Below are 4,127 nucleotides of genomic sequence, written 5' to 3'. Positions count from 1 at the left end.
CTGAATAAATCTAAAAACCTTGTTGGATAAGACTTTTGGACTTTTTTCCCCTCAAAAAGTGCCAGCCATTGCGGGGATCGGGGGGAAAATTCCTGGACTTTTTCCCTGAAAATTAGGTAATTGACCGCCTGAAAATGGGTAAAACCCTACACCCCACACCCCACACCCCACACCCTGCCCCCAGGAAAAACTTTTTCAGCAGACCCTAAGTATTGTTTCCGATTGTGGCAGTCATCTTAATAGTGAGGTACTAATTTTTCGTTTTGGGGGGCCAGTCGTCACGATTCGGTCGTCAATAGCAAATTAGGTTATACTTCATCTTTAAGAAAAAAGCTGTAAGAATCGACCTCGAAAATGTCTTGACCATCGAACCCGATTCAAGGTATTCTATCAGGGTAGATCAGACAGTAATGAAATTCAGATTTAAATTGGCAATGTTAAACCAGTTAAGAATTCTAATTGTTGATGATAATGAAGTAGATCGGATCGCCGTGCGCCGATTCTTAAGAACATCGGAGATGGCGATAGAAATAACAGAAGCCGCTGACTATCAAGAGGCTAAAGAAAAGATGTCCAATAATCTTTTCGACTGTATGTTTATCGATTATCTTCTACCCGATGGAGATGGTTTGACTTTGGTGCGGGAAATTCGGCAACAGGGACTTAAAATACCCCTAATTGTTTTAACCGGTCACGGAGACGAAGGAATTGCCGTAGATATGATGAAAGCCGGTGCTTCCGATTATCTGAGTAAATTTCGTCTTTCTGCCTCGCGCTTAAATCAAGCGATGCGAAACGCCCTACGCATCTATGAAGCGGAAGAAGAAGTGGCGATTGCCAAACAAGAAAAAGAGCAATTGGCTAGACAAAAAGAAGATTTTGTTTCGAGGATGACCCACGATTTGCGAACTCCCTTAGTGTCTGTCAATCATATATTAGAACTATTTCAAGAAGGTTTATATGGTGAGATTACTCCCGAAATGAGTCGAGTCATTCATGTGATTATTCGCAGTAATCAAAATCTCTTGGAAATGGTTAATAATCTTTTGGAAGTTTATTGTTATGAAAACGGCGAAAAGATACTTAATTTTACTAAATTAAAGATTATCGATATTCTCGAAGAAGTCTGTCAGCAGTTAACTCCCCTTGCCCGAGAAAAAGGACTAGAATTAAGCTTAAATGCCGAAAATGCCGGGGAAATTTTCCTAACTGGCGATCGCTTGGAACTGCGGCGCGTTTTTACCAATCTCATCGGCAATGCGATTAAATTTACCCAAAAGGGTGATGTGAAAATTCATCTCATCCCCGCTACAGAGGAAGATACTTTTGTCACCATTGTCGTCGAGGATACTGGTATAGGCATTTCAGCAGAAGAACTACCCCGGATTTTCGAGCGCCTGTACTCCAGTTCCCCAGACAGTTCCAACAATGGGTTAGGACTTTATCTCTCCCGTCGCATTGTTGATGCTCATGGGGGAACTATTGCCGTCACCTCAGAATTAGAACGGGGTAGTAGCTTTTCTGTCCGTTTACCTGTCTAGAAAGATCGATAATAGAAAAAATACTTTCTGCCGATCGGTCACTGTTAATGGCTTCTAATTGGGATATCTTGTTAATACAAGCGGCGCGTCAGGGCAATCTCGCGCGGGTTCAAGCTTTACTGAGTCAGGGGGCAAATGTCAACGCCACTGATGGGCAAAATACTACGGCCTTAATCTATGCCGTGCAGGGGGGTCATAGGGAAATTGTGGCAATTTTGCGAGAATTTGGGGCTGATATCAACAAAAGTAAACAACCTCAAGGTTTAAGCCCTCTCATGTTAGCGGCTGCCCTCAATCACAGTCAAATCCTCCCTCAACTAATCGCTGCCGGTGCTAATATCAATCAGGTCAATCAAGATGGTACACCAGCACTAATGATCGCCGTTTATAAGGGTCATATAGCGATCGCAGAACAGTTATTAATCGCCGGCGCTCGGGTCAATGTGCGCGATCGGGATGGAGATACGGCTTTATCTGTAGCGATCAAACAAAATTACGCCACAATCGTCCGTTTACTGCTCGATAGTGGTGTAGATGAAGAAATCCGTCAACAAGCTTGGTTACAGGCTCTCACCGCTAATTGCCCAGAAATCCTCGAATTGTTTATTACCCGTGGTATGCCCCTCGATGCTCCCACTTTATCCGGGGAAACTCCCCTAATTTTGGCTGTAGAGAGGGGAAATCTCGGCAGCGTGCAAACTTTACTGCAAGCGGGAGCAAATCCGAATATCAGCACGGAAGAGGGAGAAACTGCCCTCATGATCGCCGCTGCTGAGGGATATTTCGATATTGTCCGACTTTTACTCGCTAAGGGGGCCAGTGTTGACAATCAAAATCAGGCTGGGGAAACGGCCCTGCATTTAGGGACGATCGAAGGACATTTAGAGATCGTCCAGGCCCTACTACAAGCCGGCGCTTTTGTCAATCACCGCAACCATTTTGGTGATACACCCTTGATCATCGCCACGGTGCAAGGATACGAAGCGATCGTTTTAGAATTGTTAAAACAGGGGGCGGAGCCTAACCTAACTCAGCAGGGAGAAACACCGTTAACTTTAGCTCTACAGCGCAAATTTACGAAAATCTGTCGTTATCTCCTCGACTACGGGGCTAATCCCAACGCCGTTTATCCCGATGGCAAAACCGTCCTCATGAAAGCTTGTGAGGGCAATAATAGTCAACTGGTGCGCCGGTTAATCGATATCGGTGCTGATGTCAATAAACTCGATTTTAGCGGCGCTTCCCCTTTAATGTGGGCGAGTTATCACGGTTGTCTCGACACGGTTAAAGTTTTGTTAGACGGGGGAAAAGTGTACTTAAATCAGAAAAATCAAGGGGGAATGACCGCTTTAATGTTAGCCAAGTTTAATCACCATCAGGCGATCGTTTCTTTATTACAACAAGCAGGAGCGATCGAGTAAGCTGCCCGCGAATTTAAATTGCTTGTGGAGATGAGGCGATCGGCGGTCGGCAGGAGATAGGGTGGTCACTGCGTGCGCGTTGCGGGGGGTGTTAGGGTGTTAGGGTTTTAGTTGAAATTCCCCCACTTCCCCACTTCCCCACTTCCCCACGAGAAACTTTTTGCCGTAAACCCTAGATAGTCAACAGCTTACCATGACCACGGTGATATTATCGGAACCGCCAGCTTTTTTGGCCGCTGCCACTAAATTTTCGACAATTTCCTGACAATCAGCACCGGTTTGCAAATAATCGCTAATTTCCTCGTCGGACACTTCTTCCGTCAAACCATCACTACAGAGAATTAAACTATCGCCGGACTGCACATCGAGGGGAGATACCGTCACTGGGGGCAAATCGCGACGGCCGAGACATTGAAATAAAATGTGTCGCCAAGGGTGGTTTTTCGCATCTTCTTCGGACAGATCGCCCATTTTTATCGCCCTAGCTATCCAAGTATGATCCTCCGTCACCTGTTCTAATTTTTGCTCACGAAAGCGATAGAGACGGGAATCACCAATATGGGTGTACCAAGAGCCATCATCTCGGAAGATAGCCATGACTAGGGTTGTCCCCATGTCCTGTCTTTCGGGATTTTTCAGCTGATCTTCAATAATCTTCTCGTTAGCGGCAGTAATTGCCTCCTGCAGCAATTCCCCGGCAGCCCGGGGCGAATTCCAGTGTTCTTCTAGATGAGCTTGGATAGTTTCAGTGGCGATTTGACTAGCTTCCTGGCCTCCCGCATGACCCCCCATACCATCGGCAACGATAAAAAAGCGGCGCTCGGGGTCGATATAATAACTATCCTGATTAACCGATCGCACCACACCAGGATCGGTCATTCCCCCAAAAGAAAGATTGTTCATCGAAAAACTGGGTCTGAAACCCCGCCCTTTAGCGATAACGGAGGGCGGCTTTACATAAGTCAGTGAGAAACAATTAAACCGTTAGAACGACGAATTAACTGAATCTTGCTAACAGTTATCTGTCCCAATCGTTTCCAACTGGTATCGCTTACAGATAGCTGTTTTTCGGTATCTCCACTAACATAACCAATTCCTTTGGGAGAAGAAATTAAATCTCCTTTACGGAACCCATGTCTTGTGGTAGAGCCACCATATTTACGTC

At 45.6% G+C, this 4,127-nt stretch carries 3 protein-coding genes and 1 pseudogene; 2 read left to right on the top strand and 2 right to left on the bottom strand.

Going from position 1 to position 4,127, the window contains the following annotated elements; genetic code table 11:
• Positions 1–434 precede the first annotated feature (434 nt).
• Both EWV68_RS08180 and EWV68_RS08175 read left to right on the top strand, forming a co-directional pair.
• The gene (locus EWV68_RS08180; protein WP_353737387.1) at positions 435–1,541 is read left to right on the top strand and encodes a hybrid sensor histidine kinase/response regulator; all 1,107 of its coding nucleotides are present in this window, start codon (positions 435–437) and stop codon (positions 1,539–1,541) included.
• A 20-nt stretch (positions 1,542–1,561) separates the two neighbouring features.
• A complete protein-coding gene (locus EWV68_RS08175; protein ID WP_353737388.1) occupies positions 1,562–2,962 on the top strand; it encodes an ankyrin repeat domain-containing protein in 1,401 nt (466 codons plus the stop codon).
• A gap of 180 nt (positions 2,963–3,142) precedes the next feature.
• Here EWV68_RS08175 and EWV68_RS08170 read toward each other — a convergent pair whose 3' ends face one another.
• Both EWV68_RS08170 and EWV68_RS08165 read right to left on the bottom strand, forming a co-directional pair.
• On the bottom strand, positions 3,143–3,865 hold the full coding sequence (locus tag EWV68_RS08170; RefSeq protein ID WP_061432041.1) for a Stp1/IreP family PP2C-type Ser/Thr phosphatase: 723 nt from the start codon (positions 3,863–3,865) through the stop codon (positions 3,143–3,145).
• A 59-nt stretch (positions 3,866–3,924) separates the two neighbouring features.
• Positions 3,925–4,127, bottom strand: a pseudogene (locus tag EWV68_RS08165) (RRXRR domain-containing protein); the annotation flags it as partial.

The sequence above is a fragment of the Microcystis sp. M_QC_C_20170808_M9Col genome (assembly GCF_007095495.1).
Lineage (GTDB): Bacteria > Cyanobacteriota > Cyanobacteriia > Cyanobacteriales > Microcystaceae > Microcystis > Microcystis aeruginosa.
This window is presented reverse-complemented; position numbering and strand designations above follow the sequence as displayed.